This is a genomic window from Streptomyces sp. NPDC048353, assembly GCF_055587165.1.
The window spans coordinates 971,690-990,679 of record NZ_JBVJGU010000003.1; the positions used below are offsets into that span (position 1 = coordinate 971,690).

The 18,990-nt window shown below is 68.0% G+C and carries 10 protein-coding genes and 4 pseudogenes; 10 read left to right on the forward strand and 4 right to left on the reverse strand.

Going from position 1 to position 18,990, the window contains the following annotated elements:
- The first annotated feature begins 33 nt into the window (after positions 1-33).
- From zapE to ACZ6RC_RS14650, 4 genes are all read left to right on the forward strand, one after another.
- A complete protein-coding gene (zapE, locus tag ACZ6RC_RS14635) occupies positions 34-1,134 on the forward strand; it encodes a cell division protein ZapE (RefSeq protein ID WP_469582524.1) in 1,101 nt (366 codons plus the stop codon).
- Between the two features lie 34 nt (positions 1,135-1,168).
- On the forward strand, positions 1,169-1,594 hold the full coding sequence (locus ACZ6RC_RS14640) for an OsmC family protein (RefSeq protein ID WP_391141771.1): 426 nt from the start codon (positions 1,169-1,171) through the stop codon (positions 1,592-1,594).
- Between the two features lie 160 nt (positions 1,595-1,754).
- A complete protein-coding gene (locus tag ACZ6RC_RS14645; RefSeq protein WP_469582528.1) occupies positions 1,755-3,119 on the forward strand; it encodes an alkaline phosphatase PhoX in 1,365 nt (454 codons plus the stop codon).
- A 142-nt stretch (positions 3,120-3,261) separates the two neighbouring features.
- The gene (locus tag ACZ6RC_RS14650) at positions 3,262-4,155 is read left to right on the forward strand and encodes a polysaccharide deacetylase family protein (protein WP_469582879.1); all 894 of its coding nucleotides are present in this window, start codon (positions 3,262-3,264) and stop codon (positions 4,153-4,155) included.
- Between the two features lie 6 nt (positions 4,156-4,161).
- On the opposite strand, the gene ACZ6RC_RS14655 is transcribed toward ACZ6RC_RS14650, so the two are convergent.
- Together ACZ6RC_RS14655 and ACZ6RC_RS14660 are read right to left on the reverse strand one after the other, a co-directional pair.
- Positions 4,162-5,952 (reverse strand): hypothetical protein, encoded by a 1,791-nt coding sequence (locus ACZ6RC_RS14655; protein WP_469582531.1) that lies wholly within the window; start codon positions 5,950-5,952, stop codon positions 4,162-4,164.
- Positions 5,953-6,235: 283 nt separating this feature from the next.
- Complete coding sequence (locus ACZ6RC_RS14660; protein ID WP_469582535.1) at positions 6,236-6,643, reverse strand: hypothetical protein; 408 nt, start codon at positions 6,641-6,643, stop codon at positions 6,236-6,238.
- An 854-nt stretch (positions 6,644-7,497) separates the two neighbouring features.
- Here ACZ6RC_RS14660 and ACZ6RC_RS14665 point away from each other — a divergent pair.
- The 6 genes and pseudogenes from ACZ6RC_RS14665 to ACZ6RC_RS14690 form a co-directional block, all read left to right on the forward strand.
- Positions 7,498-7,650 (forward strand): annotated as a pseudogene (locus ACZ6RC_RS14665) (DUF2637 domain-containing protein); the annotation flags it as partial.
- A gap of 7 nt (positions 7,651-7,657) precedes the next feature.
- Positions 7,658-8,200: a hypothetical protein gene (locus ACZ6RC_RS14670; RefSeq protein WP_469582890.1), complete on the forward strand. Its 543-nt coding sequence runs from the start codon at positions 7,658-7,660 to the stop codon at positions 8,198-8,200.
- 146 nt (positions 8,201-8,346) lie between these two features.
- Positions 8,347-9,039: a replication initiator gene (locus ACZ6RC_RS14675; RefSeq protein WP_469582538.1), complete on the forward strand. Its 693-nt coding sequence runs from the start codon at positions 8,347-8,349 to the stop codon at positions 9,037-9,039.
- A pseudogene (locus ACZ6RC_RS14680) lies at positions 9,036-9,791 on the forward strand (replication initiator). Before ACZ6RC_RS14675 ends, ACZ6RC_RS14680 begins: the two are co-directional and overlap by 4 nt.
- A pseudogene (locus tag ACZ6RC_RS14685) lies at positions 9,791-9,993 on the forward strand (helix-turn-helix domain-containing protein). Before ACZ6RC_RS14680 ends, ACZ6RC_RS14685 begins: the two co-directional pseudogenes overlap by 1 nt.
- 435 nt (positions 9,994-10,428) lie before the next feature.
- A pseudogene (locus ACZ6RC_RS14690) lies at positions 10,429-10,946 on the forward strand (site-specific integrase); the annotation flags it as partial.
- Positions 10,947-11,282: 336 nt separating this feature from the next.
- Here the strand turns inward: ACZ6RC_RS14690 and ACZ6RC_RS14695 are convergent.
- Together ACZ6RC_RS14695 and ACZ6RC_RS14700 are read right to left on the reverse strand one after the other, a co-directional pair.
- Complete coding sequence (locus ACZ6RC_RS14695) at positions 11,283-12,134, reverse strand: hypothetical protein (protein ID WP_469582541.1); 852 nt, start codon at positions 12,132-12,134, stop codon at positions 11,283-11,285.
- Positions 12,131-18,967: a polymorphic toxin-type HINT domain-containing protein gene (locus ACZ6RC_RS14700; RefSeq protein ID WP_469582544.1), complete on the reverse strand. Its 6,837-nt coding sequence runs from the start codon at positions 18,965-18,967 to the stop codon at positions 12,131-12,133. Before ACZ6RC_RS14700 ends, ACZ6RC_RS14695 begins: the two co-directional genes overlap by 4 nt.
- Positions 18,968-18,990: the final 23 nt, after the last annotated feature.

Genomic DNA, 18,990 nt, shown 5'->3' on the forward strand with positions numbered 1-18,990 from the left:
CGCAGTCTGACACGGCCCTTAGAGTGGGGAACTGTGTCGACCCGTGCCATTACCGAAGCGGCTTCCACGGAAGCGGCCCCCCTCTCGCTCTGCGCCCGAGAGCCGCATGTCCCCGCCGACCGGCTCGTGGCGGAGATGGTGCCGCCCCCGCGGTTCGACTCGGTGCGCTTCGACACGTACATCCCGGACCCGAACCAGCCGAGCCAGACCGAGGCGGTCGAGGTGCTGAGCACCTTCGCCGAGGGGCTCGGCGGCGCGCACGCGAGCGGCGCCGGCAAGCGGCAGCCGGTCCTCGCCCGTCTGTTCGCGAAGAAGCCCGCGACCCCCACCGGCCCGCGCGGCGTCTATCTCGACGGCGGTTACGGCGTCGGCAAGACGCACCTGCTCGCCTCCCTCTGGCACGCCACCCCCGCCGAGCCCGCGCTCAAGGCGTTCGGCACCTTCGTCGAGCTGACCAATCTGGTCGGCGCGCTCGGCTTCCAGCAGACCGTGAAGACCCTCAGCGGACACCGGCTGCTGTGCATCGACGAGTTCGAACTGGACGACCCGGGCGACACCGTCCTCGTCTCCTCCCTGCTCAGCAGGCTCGTCGAGGAGGGTGTCGCGCTGGCCGCCACCTCCAACACCCTGCCGGGCAAGCTCGGCGAGGGCCGGTTCGCCGCCGCCGACTTCCTCCGCGAGATCCAGGGCCTGTCCGCCCACTTCCGCCCGCTGCGGATCGACGGCGAGGACTACCGCCACCGCGGACTGCCCGAGGCCCCCGCTCCGTACGCCGAGGAGCAGGTCGTCAGGGCGGCGTACGCCACCCCGGGCGCCTCCCTCGACGACTTCCCCCATCTCCTCGACCACCTGGCCAAGGTGCACCCCAGTCGCTACGGCGCCCTGACGGACGACGTCACCGCGGTCTGCCTCACCGAGGTGACCCCGGTCCCGGACCAGTCCACCGCGCTGCGGCTCGTGGTCCTCGCCGACCGGCTGTACGACCGCGAGGTCCCGGTGCTCGCCTCCGGGCTCCCCTTCGACCGGCTGTTCAGTGAAGAGATGTTGAAGGGCGGGTACCGGAAGAAGTACTTCCGGGCGATCTCCCGGCTCACGGCGCTGGCACGCGACGCAAAGGGTCTGGTGGAGCAGTAGGTTGGGGGCCATACCCGATCGAAAGGGATTCACCATGGCCACCGTCCGTCACGCCCACACCGTCTGGAAGGGCGACCTCCTCAAGGGCGAGGGCGTCGTCACCCTCGACTCCTCCGGCCTCGGCTCGTACGACGTCTCCTGGCCGGCGCGCTCCGAGGAGCCCAACGGCAAGACGAGCCCGGAAGAGCTGATCGCCGCCGCGCACTCCTCCTGCTTCTCCATGGCGTTCTCCAACGGCCTCGCCAAGGCCGGCAACCCGCCGACCCGGCTGGAGACCAAGGCCGACGTCACCTTCCAGCCGGGCGAGGGCATCACCGGCATCCACCTGACCGTGCGCGGAGAGGTCCCCGGCCTGGACGCGGACCAGTTCCAGTCCCTCGCCGAGGACGCCAAGAAGAACTGCCCGGTCAGCCAGGCGCTCACCGGCACGACGATCACGCTCACCGCCGAACTGGCCTGATCCACCGGCCTTCCGGGCCACCGACGGCCGGAGCCGCGTGCTCACCTGATCGGCCGTCACCTGAGGTAACCGTGGGCCCGCATGGTTCACGTGTCACCACCACGCGTGGTACACACATGCGGGTCACGCACACCTGTCCGCCAACAGAGTGGGTTGCCTCATGAGCGTGTCCGCAACACGACGTCAGATCCTGTCCCGTACCGGCGCGTCCGTCGCCGGGATCGCCTTCGCCGGCGCCTTCGGCGAACTCTTCGCCGGCAGCGCGGCCGCGAGCAGCGGCAGCGGGTACGGCCCGCTCGTCCCCGACCCGGCCGGACTGCTCGACCTCCCGAAGGGCTTCCGCTACAAGGTCCTCTCCCGCGAGGGCGACCCCCTCCGCTCGGGCGAGGGCCCGGTCCCGAGCAACCCCGACGGCATGGGCGCCTTCGCCGGACGGCGCGGACGGACCCATCTCGTACGCAACCACGAGAACCGGACCACGGGCCGCGTCGGCGTCCCGACCGTGAAGGGGCTGACGTACGACCCCGCCGCCAAGGGCGGTTGTACGGCGCTGGAGCTGGACAGCCGGAACGAGGTCCTCGGCGAGCGCGTCGCGATCGCGGGCACCGCCGTCAACTGCGCGGGCGGCCCGACCCCGTGGGGCACCTGGCTCACCTGCGAGGAGACCGAGGAGAAGGCGGGCACCGCCGGATACACCAAGGACCACGGCTTCATCTTCGAGGTCGACGGCGCCGACCCGCACCGCACCGGGGCCGTCCCGCTCACCGCGATGGGCCGCTTCCAGCACGAGGCGATCGCCGTCGACCCGCGCAGCGGGATCGTCTACGAGACGGAGGACGCCTTCCAGCACCCCTTCGGCCTCTTCTACCGCTTCCTGCCCCGCAAGCCGCTCGGCGGCACCGGCTCGCTGCGCGCGGGCGGCGCGCTGCAGGCCATGCGGGTGCCGGGGGTCCCGGACCTGTCCGTGATCCAGGAGACGGGCGCGTCCTTCGACGGCGTCGAGTGGGTCCCCGTACCGGATCCGCAGGCGGAGCGGACCCCGATCCGCCTCCAGGACTTCGGCCCGCGGGGCATCACGCACGCGCAGAAGCTGGAGGGGTGCTATTGGGGCGGGCGTGCGGTCTACTTCGTCTCCAGCTTCGCCCGCGCGGCGGACGGCTCGGGGGCCACCCACTTCGGCCAGGTCTGGAAGTACGAGCCGCACCTGCGCCGGCTCACGCTCGTCGTCGTCTTCGGTCCGAGCACGGACATCCGGCTGCCGGGCGAGTCCCCGGACAACATCTGCCTGGCGCCCGGCGGCGGACTGATGGTCTGCGAGGACGGCGACGGCGCGCAGCACGTCTACGGGCTCAGCCGGAAGGGCCGGCTGTACGCGGTGGCGCGCGGGGCGAACAACATCGGGACGCCGGAGGCGCCCGAGTGGGGCGAGTTCGCGGGCGTGACGTTCTCGCCTGACCGCCGGACGATGTACGTGAACTGCTACACGCCGGGGACGACGTTCGCGGTGCGGGGTCCGTGGTGCTGAGGCGGCCGGGAGGCTGATCCGGCGGTGGCGGCGGTGGCGCTGAGGCGGCCGCGAGGCTGATCCGGCCGCCGACCGAGTGCCGGTGGCGGCCACCGAGCGAATCATCAGATAATTTCCGTGAGTGACCATTTCTGTACGAAGAATGTCGGCACTCGCCCTCTTGAGTACCGTTCTTGTCGGCTGCGCCGGGGGAACCACCGACACCCCGCCCCCCACCCGCCCGACCGTCCGCGCCGACGCGGGCGGCCCGGGTGGGGTGGGCGGCCCGGGTGCCGCCAAGAGCCCCGGTACCGCCGCACCGGGACCGGCGGCGCCCGCGCGCACGGCACCGCCGACGATGGCGCCCGGTCCCGGCGGCCTCACGCCGGTCTACACGCACCGCACCGCCCGCGGCACCGAGAAGGTCGTCGCGCTCACCTTCGACGCCGACATGACGGCGGACCAGGGGCCGCGCGCGGCGGCCGGGGAACGGTTCGACAACCCGCGCCTGATCGAGACCCTGCGCCGGCTGCGGGTGGACTCCACGGTCTTCATGACGGGCCGCTGGGCGGAGGAGTACCCCGACCAGGCCCGCTCGATCGGCAACGACCCGCTCTTCGAGATCGCCAACCACTCCTACAGCCACCACGCCTTCGCGACCCCCTGCTACGGCCTGCCGACGGTGGCGCGGACGGACATGGCCGCCGACGTCCAGCGGGCCTTCGACGCCTTCCGGGACGCGGGCGCGAGCAACGTCGTGCCGTACTTCCGCTTCCCCGGCGGCTGCTACGACGACGCCGCGCTGCGCGCCCTCGGCCCCGCCCGGGTGACGGCGGTGCAGTGGGACGTGGTCAGCGGCGACGCCTTCGCGAAGGACGGCGACGCGGTGGCCCAGCAGGTCCTGGACGGCGTGAAACCGGGCTCACTGGTGGTCATGCACTGCACGCGCAGCGCCGCCCCCGTCACGGAACAGGCGATCCGCCGGATCGTCCCGGAACTGCGCGCCCGGGGCTACCGCTTCGTGAAGGTCTCCGACCTGATGGCCCCCACCCGCTGACGCGCCTCAGGGCCGCGTCATCAGATCCAGCACGATCGAACCGCCCTCGGTGGCCTTCCGCCACGGGTACTCGCACACCATCCGCTCCACCTCGACGGGCTCCTCGGCGACGGTGCGCGCCGGGAAGGGCTTGCACTTGCCGAAGTTGGCGTACTTCGGGCAGTCGCCGTCGGGCTTGCGGAACTGATGGGCCTGCCAGGCGAGGGTGCCGGCGAGCTTCTCGTCGGGATGGGTGGGGAGGTACTGGTTGCCGAAGAAGGATCCGATCATGCCGCCGGCGAGCGCCATGGCCAGCAGCACGCCGACCGCGGTGAACCGGCGCGCCTCGGTGCTCGCGCCCTTGGCCGTGGGCTTGGCCTCGGGACCGGCCTCGGTCTCGGCATCCGCTGAGCGCAGGCGCTTCACGAGGGGCGCGAGCCGCTGCGCTGCGAGCACGCAGGCCAGGACGGTCAGTGCGGTCAGCGTGACCTGGATCTGCATGATGGTGCGCGGGAAGAGCTGCACCTGCTGGTCGGCCTCCATGTGGCCGGCCAGCCAGAAGCGGATGAGCCACGCGCTGGCGAAGCAGGCGAGCGGGGCGACGACCACGGCCTTGCGCAGGCCGAGCGCCACGGCGAAGCCGAGGCCGACCAGGACGACGACCGCGTACATGTGCAGGCCGGCGAACTCCCCGAAGCCCGGGTACTCCCCCGGCTCGTCCCAGGCCCGGCTGCTCAGCGGCGTGGTCCCGATGTACCCGGGTTCGGTGAGCGTGTAGCCCGAGCACCACTGGTCACGCGTGCTCGTCGCGCCCAACAGGACCCGCAGGTAGACGCCCGCCACCAGCAGGAAGCCGAGCAGCGAGCTGCCGAGGAAGGCGAGACCGCGCAGCCGGCCGGTCCGCCACGGGTAGAAGAACAGGACGGCGACGAGCACGCCGGGCAGCGACCACAGGTGCCAGCCGGAGTAGACGAGGAAGAGCAGCCCGAAGAGCAGCCCGAGGAAACCGCCGCGCAGGACGGTCCCGCGGGTGGTGAAGTGCGGCGAGGCGCGCAGCCACAGCAGCAGCTTCGCGATCAGCGGCACGATCAGGACGAGGACGAGGGGGCTGTACGGCTTGTGCGGCAGCGTCTGCTGCAGGGCGGGCAGGAGGCCGAGCGCGAGCGCGGGCAGCGGAGTGACGCTCATCCGCCAGAACAGATAGGCGGCGGGTCCGGTGAGCGCCACGAGAGCGATGAACACCCACTTGAACGCCAGCGCGGGTTCACCGTCGAAGAGCCCGGCCTTGGCGAGGTAGCCGATGGAGTACGGCACCCCCGGCGGATAGAACGCGTCCATCGCCCCGGTGTGCAGCACCTCCTCCGCCCATCCGAGGATGCGGTTGTTGTCCCCGTACGGCCCGTTCAGCGGCCACGGCGTCCCACGCAGCGCGAAGACCTGAGCGGCCCCGAGGAAGCCGGTGCTCAACCCCGCGACGGCGGCGGCACCGAGCCGCACCGACAGCTTCCGCACCCGCTCGCCCGCCCGAACGGTCGCCCAGCCCACGGCGGCGAGGACGGCCAGGACGAGCAGCGCGAACCACAACTGCAGGTTCGACAGCCCACTGACTTGCCCCACCCGCGTGACGGGACTGTTGTCGACCCCCAGCCCCAGGTACGTGAACCCGAGCGCGGCTGCCACACCGACGGCTATCTCGCCGACCGCCGGACCCCACCGGCGCGTCAACCCCTGGACGAGCCCCTCGGGCGCCCGGCGCCGTGACGTCCGATGGGTGTCAGGAGCCGACTCCGCCGGCTCCAGGGTCGTGACTGTCTTCAACTGTGTCTCCAGAACGGCGGCCGGGGCGCGCCCAGCTTCGTAACCGCATGCGTCAGTGGCACCGCTCCGGGCGCCGAAGGTCAGATGATCCCTCACTCGGCGAGGTTCCCGACCACCGGGGTGAGCTTCACCTCACCCCGGTGAGGGGCGCACCGTGCCTTTCCACGAAGGGGCCGTGAGGGGTGAGGGCGGGCGGGCCTGGTGTGATCAAGGGGCGGCGAAGTCGTCTGGAGTGCCTCGGGGACCCACGGACGGGCGCACGGCCGCCGGCGGCCCTTTTCCGCTATTCGATCCTTGCGCGTATGAGAGCCTCAGTGGCCCCGCGAAGAGCTACCTTCAGCTTCTCTCGTTCCTCGCGCACGTGATCGACCCTCTTTCCGGACGCCACGTAGGCGGTTTCGAACGCGACCCACGCCTCGAAAGCCTCAAGTAGCACCCCGGAAGAGGTCCGACCCAGCTCGAACTGCTTCCTAAATCCCAGGGGCGGCTCGTGATTCCCGATCCACAGTTCGAGTCTGGCATGTTCGGCCATGTATTGCGCGGCCAGTTCGACCACGTCGTTACCGACGATGTTGCTGCCGATCATCTGCACACCGAGGTTGAGTTCTGGTGATGCCGTCGGTTCGCACAGGCGCTCAGGAACCCCCTCGGATGGCTGCAGACCTCTCAGCCACTCCCACTCGTCTTCCATCACAGCTTCCTTCGAGGAAAGGTTGTTTTCGCAGCCAGGCTGCGATCTCACTAGATCTCGATACCGGGAATTGCATTCAGCAGAGGCACTCGAATCACGGTTGTGCCGGGATAATTAGATCGATTCCGCAGGCCAGCAGTATAGTCCTCTCTTACTCGAAAACCCGCCTCAATGTGCGTCGTTCTGCCGTTGTGCGTCACCGCAATCGACGCCGCACCGCCCTCTATGACCTCCTGCGCACCCGCCGTTTCCCCGCCACGCCCACGCTGACGCGTCCAGCGCCGCCTGAAAGGGGCTTGAGAGCCGCCCCGAAGCGCATGAAGGCCCGCTCCAATGGCGACGCCTCCATCTACCATCGCAAAGCCGGTCGCTGGTCAGCCGCTGGCCATGTCCTCGCCGCCAACGGCACCCGTAAACGCGTCCGCGTCTACGGCAGCACCCGCAGAGAAGCCGCCGAAAAACTCGCACCGGCTCCAAGAGAACACCCACACGCGCTACACCGCCTCCACCGCATCCCCGGCCTCGGCACCAAGAATGTCGCGCGTCTCACCGCCAGGGGCATCCGCGCCTTCCTCGACCGACTCCGTACCACCTGCCAGTGCTGCACCCAGGGCCTGAACACTGAACGGAAAGTGCTGCGCCGTTGGGCGGGTGCCGCAAGAAGCAACTGTCCGCTTTGACCGTGACCTACGTGCCCTCTGTACCACGCCCCTGTCCAGATGCTTCCGGCCGCTCACGGCGGCGGAGGCTCGCCATTTCCTCGACGCGGCCCGCGCGGAGCGGCTCCGCGCGCGGCACGAACTCGGCTTTGCACCGGAGTCCGAACGGTCGCCCGGCGCACCGTGACCGTGGTCATGGCGGTCATCGCGGCCCTGGCCTTCGTCTTCTCCTTCGGCAACGTCTGGGCGCTCGCCCTACGCCTCGGCGTTCCGCACCCGATCACGCCGCTGATCGCGCCCATGGTGGACCTGTCCGTGGTAGGGCTCCTGGTAACGCTGCGGTTCCCGGCCCTGCGTGGGGTGCCCAAGGCGGAGTTGCGGGCTGGTAGGCGGCTGCTGCACCTGTGCGGGGCTGCTCACTCTCGCCCCGAACACCGCCGAACCGCTGCTGGCCGGACGCTACGGCCGGGCCTGCCTGGAGCCCGTCGCCCCGCTCCTACTCCTCGACTGGGGCCACGTCGGCCCCGCCTTCCTCGCCCGGTTCCACAACCCCACCGCCCCCACCCCGCATCTGGAGGACGCCGCCGCTCCTGTCTCCGAGCCGGTGCCCGACGAAGCACCCGCACCCGAATCAGCGCCCCCGGCCCCCGGTCCGGTCGCCGTCGCCCCGCTGGCTGAGGAACCGCCTACCAGTCCGGCTCCCGCCGCCGCTCCGCCCGTCGCCAAGACGGCTCGTCCCGCCTCCGGCCCGGCCCTGCCGGCCGTCCTGCTGGACGCGGCCCGGCGAATCGCGGACACCCACCGTGCCGAGCACGGGGCCCCAATCACCGCCGCTCACCTGGGCGCGCGCATGGGTGTCGCCCTGCCGGTGGCCACCGCCGCGCTCGCTCAGCTCTGAGCGCCCCGGCCGCTGGCCGAATCACCCCACCGAACCCCACGCCCACCAATGGGCCCGGTTCGTCATGCCGCAACACCAACACGCCTCCTCTCCTGGCCGGTTGCTGCTCGGGGCCACCCACCCCGACAGAAGGGACACGCCCCGACATGATCACCCTGGACCTACGCCACGTGGCAAGCCCCGCCGTACGGGACCTGCTCCACTTCGTCAACCACCCCAACTTCGACCGCGCACAGCCACAGATCGAATACCTCGGCGGCTGCACCGAACCCGTCCGCCTCACCGGTCACACCACCACCGTCGACACCACAACCGGCGAGGTCCTGCGCTCTCATGCCACGTCCGAGGAGCCCACGGGCAGCCTGCTCACCGCGTGCGGCAACCGCCGCGCCTCCCGCTGCCCAGCCTGCTCCCGCCTCTACGCCGCCGACACATACCACCTCATCCGCGCCGGCCTGACCGGCGGCAAGACCGTCCCCGAAATCGTCCGCGCCCACCCCCGCGTCTTCGCCACCCTCACCAACCCCTCCTTCGGCCCCGTCCACAACCGCCCCGCCAACGCAGACGACGGCCCCCCGCCCCTGCCGCTGCGGCAAGCTCCACGAACCCACAGACACCCTGCTCGGTACCCCGCTGAACCGGCGACGTACGACTACGCGGCTGCGGTCCTGTTCTACGCCCACGCCTCCGCGCTGTGGGCACGCTTCACGATCTACCTGCCCCGCGAGATCGCCGCCCGGCTCGGGCTCACCCAGAAGGCCACCCGCGCGGCCCCTGGGTCTCCTTCGCCAAGGTCGCCGAGTACCAGAAGCGCGGCCTGGTCCACTTCCATGCGGTGATCCGCCTCGACGGCCCCGACGGAAGCACCCAGCCCCCACCATCGTCCGCCACCGTCGCCCTGCCCGACGACGCCATCCCGGCCGCCGCCGTCCGCGCCCGTATCGCGGTCGTGTCCGACGCGGTCGGGAAACGCGAACTCGCTTGAGGCGAACAGCTCGACGTACGCGAGATCGTCGCCTTCGACACCGACGCCGGATTGACCGACCACGCCCTCGCCGCCTACGTGGCCAAGCACGCCACCAAGTCCGCAGACGCCTCCGGCACCCTCAACCGGGCCCTGCTCTGCCGCCCCTGCCAGGGACGCGGTGTGACTCTCACGGCGCACGGAACCCCGGTCCAGTGCACCGCATGCACTGGCACCGGACAGGCCCGGCCACTGCCCCGCCTCTCCGTCGCACGCCACGCACGGCAGATGATCCGGACCTCTTGGAAGCTGGGCAAGCTGCCGGGGTTCGCCGCTCTCAGGCTCTGGAAGTGGGCGCACATGCTCGGCTTCCGGGGTCACTTCTCCACTAGGTCCCGCTGCTACTCGGCCACCGTCGGCGCGCTGCGCCACGCCTGCCGCGCCTGGCGTACCGAGCAGGGCCGCGCCCACGCCGGCCTTCCCGACCTCGACCCGATGACAACCCTCGTCCCCGGCCACTGGTCCTACCTCGGTTCGGGTTACAGCTCCGGCGCCGGGATCCTCGCTGCTGGCGTCTGGCACCGCAGAGAGCTGGAGCGGCAGTTCGTAGCGGAAGGGGGTTGCTGATGACCTCGTACCAGCCCACCGTGCTCAACCACGGGCCGGGCGGGACGCAGGAGCTGATGACGGTTCCCCAGGTAATGGCACAGCTCCAGCTCGGCCGGTCGGCCGTCTACAACTTTCTCCGTACTCGGCAGCTCGCCTCGATCACTCTCGGCTGGCCCGCCGCATCCCCACCCACGCCCTCACCGACCTCATCCGCGCCTGACTCGACCAGGAAGCCGTCTGATGACCACTCCCCGCGACGCCACGACCTCCCGTCCTGGCCGCCACAATTGTGAACCAGGACCGGGGTGGCCCCAGCCAGCACATAGTACGTGTGCGTGCTGAGGTGCTGTCATCTGCGTTTTCGCAGGTCAGCGGAATTAGGCCAGTCCGTGGGTGTGCGCGGAAGTGCGGTGCCGTGCGCCCCTGTTGCCGTCGGGGTTGCCGTCAGACGGCTACGCACGTGAGGTCTGCGGAGTGGGTTTTGGCCGGTGCCCTGTTCGGGTTGGGGCCGGGCATGGTCAGGGGGCCGTACGCTGGTCGGCAACTCGGGCAGGATTTGAGCCTGACCGCAAGAACGAGTGGACCCCTGGCCTTGCCCGACGCGGGCCCCGGCCCGAACAGGTGGGTAAGGCCACGGAGCCGACCGACCCCACCCGCGATCCGCCGAACCTTGCAGCGCGCCCCCGCAGGTGGGCTCACCACGCTGCCCACCAAGACGCGGGCCTCCGAACGCCGCATCGCCCTCCCCTCCCGCTGCGTCCAGTCGCTGAAGCTCCACCGTGAGCAGTAGCGGCGCGAGCGGGAGGCCGCGGGCGCCACGTGGCAGCACAGCGGACACGTGTTCACCACTCCCCAGGGAAGAACGACCGACCCGACCAAACTCACCCTCACCTTCACCGCACTCCTCCGCAAGGCCGGCCTCCGCCGCATCCGCTTTCACGACCTCCGCCATTCGACCGCCACGCTGCTCTTGGAGCAAGGCGTGGAACTCGTCGTGATTGAGGAACTCTCGGCCACGCCCACATCGGCGTTACCGCCACCGTCTATGCCCACGTTCGACTCCGCCTCCAGCGAGACGCTATCGAAAGCACCGCGCTCAACGGCCCGGCGATCACCGAGACGGCCAACGACGACGGCGATGAACCGCCACCCTGTGCCGCCCTCGTCCGCTGACGTTGCCGTCAACTAACTGCCGTCAAGCGCTCCCGTAGCAGCCATGGGACAGTCCCGGGTGCCCTTTTCACGACTGCATGAAGGTGAGCACCAGGGCATGCATCAGCTACTCTCCCTCGCGCCCAGCCTGTGAGACCTTTGACTTTGCCTGTAACGAAAGCGGGGCAGTTCGGGTCCCCCATCGCACCGAAATCGCTGGCGACTCGGAAGAAAGCGCCGGGGTGTGCTCGATGCACGCCCCGGCGGCTTTCTCATATTGGGTCGATCCCCTTCGATTACCGCCCACAGGCCAGTGACCAGTAGCGAGGCCCTAGAGGAAGCAACAGTAGGTCGATATCAGCGAGTTACCAAACTCTCCAGCGACAGCTGCAAGAAGTCACTAGTATGCGACTGCCTGTAACTCCCATCCGCAATCCCGATGGCCCTTGCTTCATCGCCGTCAATCAGTCTGATATCCCCTGCCGGAGTTTCGGCTGCGCCAAACTCCCCAAAATTACGCCCTGGCCACACCGGAATCGGCGAGTGGTAAATTTCAGGTTCGTCAGGGAAAGCCGAAAGCAGGCCTTCATTATGCCCGATCACTTGCCACGAACCATTCAGAACCTGCTCGTCATCACTATAAACAGGGAATCTACGCGCGGAGGAATGTCGAGGACTTACGGACGCCAAGGAATCAAACTTTTCTCGGAAGATTCCGAACGCAACCCCGAATCTGTTGCGAGCCACCACGATCCCTGCATACCAGCTGCCGTTGGCAGGAATTGCTAGGATGTCCCCAATCTCGGGCTTGCTGGCGCTCCGTGTCGATGCGAATGAGAGCCGGGAAACGTCTCCACTGGACACATCTATAAGGGTCGCCGCTTCGTCATTGATGAAGGACAATAGGATGTCCGCCAGGCCGGACGGGGACACAGGCTTCGTGCTTCCCTCATCGGACGAACCAGCAAGGATGTCGGCCACGTCGGTAAACAGCGAATCGCTCAATTCAGGCACCCTGGAGCCTCCCGGGCCGGAGTAGACGGTTCCGTCCGCCAGGGTAGCCTCAAAGGCGAGAGGCGTGGAATAAATACCATCCGACGACCACTCCAGCAGCTGCAAGAACTCTTTCAATGAAGGAAGACTTCCCGTCATTTCGGAGAATTCCAATACGATCTCCGCTAGTTTGGCCCTCACATTGTCACCGCTCACGGACACCCTCCATTCTTGAACGTCTCGTATGCCAGGTACCCGGGCGTCTTCTTGGGATCCATAGGGTTCTGGCGATTACCCCTGTAGTTGACGCCGTCATCTCCGATGTACGTGCCGAAGTGGTCTGTCATTCGCTGTTCAAGGAGGCGGGATTGGCCATAGGTCCGTGTGCCCGGATACACGTCCATCCTATCGCCGCTTGCAGGGTTGAATCGATTATAGGTTCCACTGTGGCGTCGCTGAACAGACGCCGGTGATTCATTGGGACCAAACATCCCGCTGTAGTAGGGCACATTATTCCGGTCGACCAGTACATAGTTGCTGTACCCTGGGCGGTCATATTTATCGAGGTCAAAACCTGCCCCACCCGTATTGTGAACGAGGATCGGAGTCTGCCCCGCCAGCACATAGTACGTGTGCAGGTCACTAACCGTCAGGTTACGGACCGTAGTACCCGGACTGGTCCAGCGTTCGATCGCCGTGACCTGTATGTGCGTGCCAGCGCTCGTGCGGAGCCACTGGCCAGGCTTCAGGTCCTTCGCGTTGACCCACTTGCCGAGCTCGGGCACCCAGAAAGGGTGGCCGTCGGTCGCCGTCAGCTGGGACGGCTTCGAGTCGGCCTTGGCGTCGGTGTCGAGGGTGACCTTGACCAGGTGCTTGAGCCCCTCGCCCGTGATCTCGGCCTCGACCGTCTCGACTCGCGTTTCCCCCGTCTCCGGGTCGGTCGCGAGCACCTTGTCTCCCACGCGGACGTCTTCGATCGGCTTGGCCGTGCCGTCGGCCAGGAGGACTTCCGTTCCTTCTACGAAGCTGTTCGACTTCGCACAGCGTTTCGCCACGCCCTTGGCCGCCCCGACTCCGGCAAAGGCGAGCCCGACGGCATCGACCATGGTCTCGCCGTCTTCATAACCCGGGTCACTGGTGTCGAAGCCCAGTCCCTGCACCACGGCGTCGTACGACTGAGTCGCCGACGGCCCGATGGGCAGGGGCCTGATGACGTCGAGTGTGGCCACGACGCTGCGTAGCGCGCCGGCCAGGGTGTTCCGGTTCCACCGGATCTTGCGGGGCGTCAGGTCGACCACCGTGCCCCAGTTGACGCCGCCGTACGTGTACCAGCGCTTCCCCTTCTTGTCCTCCTGGTAGTTGCTCCACTTCCAACCGGTGCCCATGTACTGCCAGGACTCGTGGTACGTCACGGACATCTCATTGGGGTGATTGTCCGGACGGCAGGTGCTGGAGTTGCCGCCGCAGATTCCCTCAGGGCGGAGGCCCGAGGGATCCGAGAGGGTCATGGGGTTGTTGTTGGAGTAGGCGTAGCCATTGAGGGACTGGATGTCCCCCGTGGCCAGGATCGGGTCGACGCTGATGAATCGACCGGTGACGGGGTCGTACTCACGCGCCCCGAGGTGGGTCAGACCGGTCGGGTCCATGGTTCCACCGACGAAACCGCGGGAGCCTGCCCAGCCGGTGGGAGAACCACCGCGCGGCTTACCGAAGGGCGTCATGCGGCGCTGGTCGACCTCGGTGCCTGCGGCGTCGATGTCGAGGGTGCCGGTGTTGTGGTGGTCGACGACCTGGAAGGACACCCGATTGTCGTCTGTCCGAACGGCGATCGCCGTGCCGAGGTCGTAGTACCGCGTAGCCTTCGGCTTCGCCGCGCCCTTGGTCAGCTGAAGCTCGGTGGCTCCCAGGTAGAGGGTCGTGGTCTCCGCCGCCGGGTTCGCCGAATCGACGCTGTGGCTCAGCAGCCTGCTGCCGTCCGGGGCGTAGACATAGTCACTGGTCTTCGCTGTCGTGACGGTCAGCCCGTCGGTCCCACTCCTGACCGTGTCAGTGATCTTGCTGAGCTTGCCCTGGCCGTCCCATTCGAGGATCTGATCACTACTGGTGCCGGGTGCGGGCTTCAGGTGCCGCTCCGTCGTGTTGCCGCTGTCGTCGTAGGCATAGGACTCGTCGACGGACGAGCCCGTGCCGCCCGTGAGGGTGCTGGTACCGAGGAGCGCATGGGGCCGAGCCGCGCCCTTGGCCGGATAGGTGAACGTGCGAACCTTGTCGGCGGCGGCATTGCCGGCGGGGTCGTGCTCGGTCTCCGTCTTACGGGTGCCATCGGTGTTGTAGGCCCAGCTGGTCCAGTACGGAGCCGGGCCTCCCAGGGTCGCGGCAGAGGGCGAGGCGGGGCAAGGTGTGGATGTCGGCGTGAACGCCTCGGTCAGGCGCCCGACGTAGTCATAGGTGAAGCACTGGTAGTCCTGACCGTACCGGGAGGTGTCGCTCAGCGAGGTGACGTTGCCCGCTTCGTCATAGGTGTAGGTGGCCGCGCGCTCCGCACCGTCTCCACCCTCCAGGTCGGTACGGCTCCCCACGAGACGCTGGGTGCCGTGCTCCCAGGCGTTGCCGACCCAGATGTTCTTTCCACCGGCGTTGAGCGTGGACTGCAGCGGCTTGCCGGTGAGGCTGTACGTCTGCTTCGCCAGGTATCCGGACATCTGACTGCCGGCGCTGACTCTCCGGTGCAGCGAGTCGTAGGTGAACGCCAAGGATTCACCGGCGAGATTACCCGCGGCCGGATAGGCCAGGGACTTCACCGTGCCATCGGGGAAGTACGTCGTACCGGTGACGTAATTGCCGGCCAGGCCCTCCTGCCCCGGAACCGAAGGAACGGTCAGGGTCGTACGGGTCGGCCGGTAGAGGGCGTCGTAGACGTTGACCGTCGACTTGTACTCGTACGTTTTCGCACCGGCCGTCACGTAGCGGCTGGAACTTCCCACCCTGCCCTTGTTCTGTGCGGGGTCCCACATCTGGGAGGTGAGCAGGGTGCCGGTCGCGCTGTCCGCGCGTGATTCGATCTGGCGCGAGAGATTGTCGTAGCGGAAGGCAGTGCTCTTCTTGTTGCCGTTCTCGCTACTCGTCAGCTCACCGCGGTCGTTGTAGTGCTTCTTCGAGGTGCCGGTGTCCGGGTCTGTCGCCTTGGTCTGGCGGCCGAGCTGGTCATACGTCCACGTCCAGACGTTGGCCGACGGATCGGTCAGCTTGTCGAGGCGACCGGCCGGGTCGTACGCGTACTTCGTGCTGTCCGCGGGGCCCGAGGGCTCCGCGCTCCGGTACTGGAGCAGCTCGACGACTCGGCCTGCCGCGTCCGCGATGGACGTGGTGGTGGTACCTCCCTTTGGGGGGATCACCGTGACACGGTCGCCGCCGTAGATGGTGCGGCTGCTGGACAGGATCTTGAGACCGACTCCGTTGCCCGCGAGCTGAGTGACTTTCGTGGCGCGGTCCAGGCCGTCGTACTCGGTCACTGTCTGGGTCTCGACTCCGGTGGCGTTCTCGGGCTTGAAAAGCTGCCCTGATGGCGCCTCCGTGGCGTAGTAAGTCGCGTGCGTGCGCTCTACATTGCCGCGGGCATCGTAGAAGGTGTCGGTGAGGAGCTTTCCTCCGTTGTCGCCGGGTCCCTGGGTCTGTCGTTCACGACGGTGCCCGTCGTACAGGACGAAGCTCGATGTCTGGGAGCCGTCGCTGTTGAGAATGAGCGCCTCGACGGAACGAATGCCGTTCGCGCCGTCGTGGTAGCGGTACTCCACGTTCGGTGTCTTGCCGCTCACTTTCGATCGGTCGGGCTTCCAGAGCTTGAGGCTCCGTCCCAGCGCGTCGTACACGACGTCCGTGCGGAGGGTGTTGGCGTCGACTTCCGCCGCCGGTAGCCCCCGGAGAGTGTCGTAGTACGTCGTGGACTGCTGTGCCGTAGCGGCGACACCGACCGTAGCCGGAGGGGTCGTCACCGTGCTCCTGGTCGGGCGTCCTGTGGCGGGTGTGTAGACCGTGGACGTGGTCCGCGCACCCGAGTGGGCCGTGGTGACCGGTGTGGCCGTCCCGTCAGAGGGGTCGAAGACGCTGGTGGAAGCGAGTTCTGTCGCGGTCAGCGGCCGACCGTACGCGTCGAAGGTCGCCGCGCTGTCCAAGTAGGTGGCTTTGGTCCCCGTTCGCTCCTTGAGCGTCTCCACCAGTGTGGGAAGGCCCTTGACAGGTGCCGCGCCGTAGGCCTGACCGTCATAGCGGGTGCGCACGTCGGAGAGGACGGCGGAGGACCCGTCCGCGCGGGTGTCACGGTCGACCGCCGTGGCGCAGTTCGCCGCTACCGTCTCCTTGCGGATGACACCGGTGAGTATCCAGGCACCGCGGTTGTCGGCGTAGGTGGTACGCGTGCACTGGTCGTCGGTGGAATCGGAGACGTCACCGAGGTTCTCCGAAGTGACGGCGCGGCCGTAGGCATCGAAGGCGCTGTTGGAGCGGGTTTCGCGCCACCGGCTGCCGGCTCCGTCGTCGAGGGATGTGAAGGAACGGGTCGTCTCGGTGTTGGTGATGTTGGCAGTGGTGGTGCCCCAGTCGCGGACGCGCTTCGCGGTCTCCTTCTTCCACGGCCTTTTGATCTGCTTTGCCAGGATCTTGCCACCAGGCCTGTCATACGACTCGACCCGGAACTCGTGGCCCGACCATGCTTGATCGTCCTTGAGGGTGCCGCCCACGCCGTCCGCCACGCTCACGGAGCGCGTCGCGGTCTTGTCGGCGGGTTCGCTGCGGTCCCCGTCCATGCCCCGCAGAAACCAGTGGTCGGTCTGCGTGGACATCGCGAGCGTGCTACCGGTCTGGACCCGTGTGTGCTGGTAGCCACGCCACTGCGACCAGGTCTTGAGCTTCTCCTTGGTCAGCCCCTCGTCGTCGTCGAATGCCCAAGCCGCGTCGCCAAGGTAGGTGTACCGGGTGACCATGTCCGGCGAACCGCCCGTGAGGTCGGTCGCGGTCACGGAGTCGACGACGAACTTGTTGAACCACTCGGTGGTGACGGGCATCTTGTTGCTCGGTTGGTACTGCTGCGGAAAACACCGCGTGGTGTTGGTCTGCGGCGTCGGCAGACGGCTCCAAGAGCAGGCTTCCCCGGAGTAGTTGATGTCGAGCTGGCCGCCGGCTTCGTCGGTGATGCTGGAGAGCCGCTCCTTGATGAACGGCGCGCGCCCGTCACCGCTCTTGTCGAGGCGGTTGATCCGCTCGTCGTACCCGAGGACCGTCGGCGGCACGGACAGCGGGGTGGCCCCCGCGAGTCCCTTGCGGTCGATCGAGGAGAGAAGCAGCTGGTAGTCGCTGTCGGATGTACCCCATCGATGGTGCAGGGTCCAGGAGTCGATGTCCTTGTAGACGCCGTCCGGCTGCAGTGTCTGTGTGGTGACCGAAGCGAGGCGGGTGCGCGTGAAGAACGTGGGGGAGAAGCGGCCGGCGTTGCATTCCGTTCCGGCCTTGCAATTCATGTCCCAGGGCGTGTCGTACCAGTACTGGCGGTTCGTGTCGATCTTCGCGGCGTCGCACAGGGAGGCGTTCGTCTCCAGGCATCGCTCGGCGGTTCTGAGGTCGACCCGCGCCATCGGTTTGACGGTGGCCGAATGGATGTCGGCCGCCTTCAGGCCGTACTCGATGTGGTCGAGGGTTCCGCCGCGTACGTAGGGGGTGTCGTCCGCCGCGGTGAGGTACCGGCCGTAGGAGTTGCCCTCCTGGTTGTACCAGTAGGTGATGACGTTGCCCTTGGAGTCGACCGCCTTGTCGAGGTTCCAGCGCCAACCCTGCTGGCACCAGGAGGTCTTCATGTCACTGGTGTGGCAGGGCTCGTTCGCGTTGTTGCCGTAGACCGGCACGGTGAAGACCGATTTGGTTTCGGGCTTGCCGGAGGCCCAGTTGTCGAGCCGGTTGTACCCGAACCAATACGTGGTGCCGTCCGAGGTGACTGCCTTGAAGTATTCGCCGTCCTTGGCGCCGTTGCCGCGAGCTGCTTCCTTGTGGCGGGTGACCTTGGTGCCGTCGTCGCCCTTGAGTCGCCACTCGTCCGCGCCCACGGGGATCAGCTCGCCCGAGTGCCCGGCGAAGCTGATCGTGGCGTTGTCATAGCCCCAGCACAGGTCGCCGATCTCGACGTCGTCCTTCTTGACGCCCTCATCGGAGCAGGGCTTGTACGAACGCTCGACGAATCCGGGCGACATGTCGAAGCCGTCGCCGGCCCAGGACGCCTGGTTGTTGCTGTTCGAGGTGCGGCCGTCCAGCGCACCGGAAGAGTAGTTGAGCGCGAGCTTGGGCACGAAGGCGCCCGGCACCGACGGTACGGCCATCCCGTACGAGGTGGTGAAGGCACCCGTGTTGAGCTCGGTTTTCCAGGAGGAAGAGGTTCCGAGCGGGCTCGCCTTGAAATCGCCCGAGAGACTCGAGGATCCAGAGACCGCAGCCAGTACGGTCGTGGTGGCGGCGCCTAGCTGCGTCCGCACTCCCGCCGGCGCCGCCGGTGGTACCGGGACGGTGTCGGCGGTGACCGACTTGGCCTCGGCGTCATTACGTCCCGCGAGCGGGACCGGAATGCGACACTTCGGCTTCTCCGGTGTCGTCAGAACGCAGTCGGGCAACCGGACGAGCTGAAGCCGTGAGCCGTAGCTGCCGCCGGCGGCCCTGGTGAAATCGCTGTAGTCGACGGTCACCCTCGTCGTCAGCGGTGTCGCAGCGGTGCCGACGGTCGCGTTTCCCAGGGTCAGCAGTGCGCCGTCGATCCCGGCGCGCTCGGCGGCGGACCGGTCCAGGAAGCGCAGGTCCGCCTCGGCGGCGCGGCCGCCGGCTCCGGAGCGGGCGGCCCCCCTTCCCCCCACCGCGCCCAGTGTTACGGCCGTCTTCCCCACCCGCACCGACGTCTTCTCCGCAGCGCCGCGCGAGGGCAGTTGCACGCGAACGTTGCCGGGAGCAGGCCAGGCGATGACCGGTTTGGTTGCCGTGGAAGGCTGCTCGCCGCGTCGCGGCTTGGGCTTCGCCACGGAGCCCTTCACGGGCCGCTCGG